The sequence below is a fragment of the Arhodomonas sp. KWT genome, assembly GCF_010993615.1.
In genome coordinates this window covers 8,129-9,610 of record NZ_WNXE01000109.1, presented here as the reverse complement: position 1 = coordinate 9,610, position 1,482 = coordinate 8,129, and the positions used below count along the sequence as shown (strand labels likewise).

Here is a 1,482-nt window from a genome sequence, read left to right as displayed (position 1 = left end):
AGGTTGCGCAGGTTGTTCTGCCGTGCGCCGCGGATGCGGATGCGCTCGTCGCTCACAGTGTCGTCTCTCCCGTCAGGGAATCAGGATTCAGCGGCCGGCGTGGGCGGCGGCCAGTGCCGCCGCCAGGGTCCGGACCAGCGCGCCGCCGGTGGCGTCGCTGTCGCGGCCGTAGGCGATGACGCCGTCACGGTGGCCGGCCATGGCGAATACCGCCTGGGGGCCGGCGCGCCGGACCAGCGAGGCCACCGCGCGGGCCATCGCCGGTGTCCCGTAGGGGACGTCGGCGGGTGTCTCCGGCAGTCCGAGGACACGGCGCCGGGACCAGATCTCGGGCGAATGGCCGTGAAAGACCCAGGCCACGGTGTCGTCGGCTGCATACACCGCGCCGTGGGTCAGGGACTCCGATGACGGCCGCACCGGTCCGCGGGAGCGGATCGTGTTGTGTTCCACGTCCCACGCCGTGACCTCGCAGTAGCCCGCGGGACCCGGCGCATCCAGGCCGCCGGTCTGGCTGCCGGATACCACGAATGCACCGCCTGCGGCGCGGTGGCTGACGTTGCCGAAGCCGAGGCCGCCGTACCGCCGGGGGCTTCCGCCGATCAGCCCGAGGCGGCGGAGCACGTCCCGCCACGCATCCAGCACCGCGACCGATGCCGCGTCCGGGGGCGCGCCGTGCTCGTGGCACAGATCGAATTTGATGACGCCTTCTCGTTCCATCCGCCTGTGTCGCTGGCACACTGATTCGTTGGGGACGGGCGGCACGCGGCCATCCGGCACACAGGCGGGCCGCGGTTCGCGGGACGGGGTAGCGAGCATAACGCCGGTCGGGCAGACTACGCCATCCTGCAAGCGGTAGCGTCTCGCGCATGGAGGGACGGTTGACCCACCGACACCTGAGTATCGCCCTGTGCGCCGGTCTGGTCGCGGTCCGCGCCGGCGCCGCGGAAACGAATGCCACGGTGGAGCCCGGCCAGGCGCTGCAAGGCTGCATGGAGCTCAAGAGCGCCCAGGAACGACTCACGTGTTACGACACGACGCTGGGACGTACGCCCACCGGCCGCTCTGCCGATGAGCTGCTGCCGGAGAACCGGGCGAAGACGCCGGAGGAGAAGGTGGCCGAGAAGACGCCGCCGCCGGCGCCCTCGGCACTGGCCGAGCGCTGGGAACTCGTTGCCCAGGCGGACCGCGGACCGTTCGTGGTGACGCCTTACCGTCCGACCTATCTGTTGCCGTTCTCCTACGATTTCAATCCCAACGAGGCAGCCTACCGCAGCGATGACATGGAGTCGGTGGACCACACCGAGGTCAAGTTCCAGATCAGCTTCAAGACCAAGATATGGCCGGAGCTCGGCACGCGGCGGGGGGACCTGTGGCTGGCGTACACGCAGCAGTCCTACTGGCAGGCCTACAACAGCGAGGAATCCGCGCCGTTCCGCGAGACCAACTACGAGCCGGAGCTGATCTACTCGTACCGCACGAAAT

2 protein-coding genes are annotated in these 1,482 nt (G+C 69.6%); one reads left to right on the top strand and one right to left on the bottom strand.

Going from position 1 to position 1,482, the window contains the following annotated elements:
- Positions 1–87: 87 nt before the first annotated feature.
- On the bottom strand, positions 88–717 hold the full coding sequence (locus G7A99_RS13690) for a class II aldolase/adducin family protein (protein WP_163141035.1): 630 nt from the start codon (positions 715–717) through the stop codon (positions 88–90).
- Between the two features lie 161 nt (positions 718–878).
- Here G7A99_RS13690 and G7A99_RS13685 point away from each other — a divergent pair.
- On the top strand, positions 879–1,482 hold a 604-nt coding region (locus tag G7A99_RS13685; RefSeq protein ID WP_163141032.1), incomplete at its 3' end, for a phospholipase A.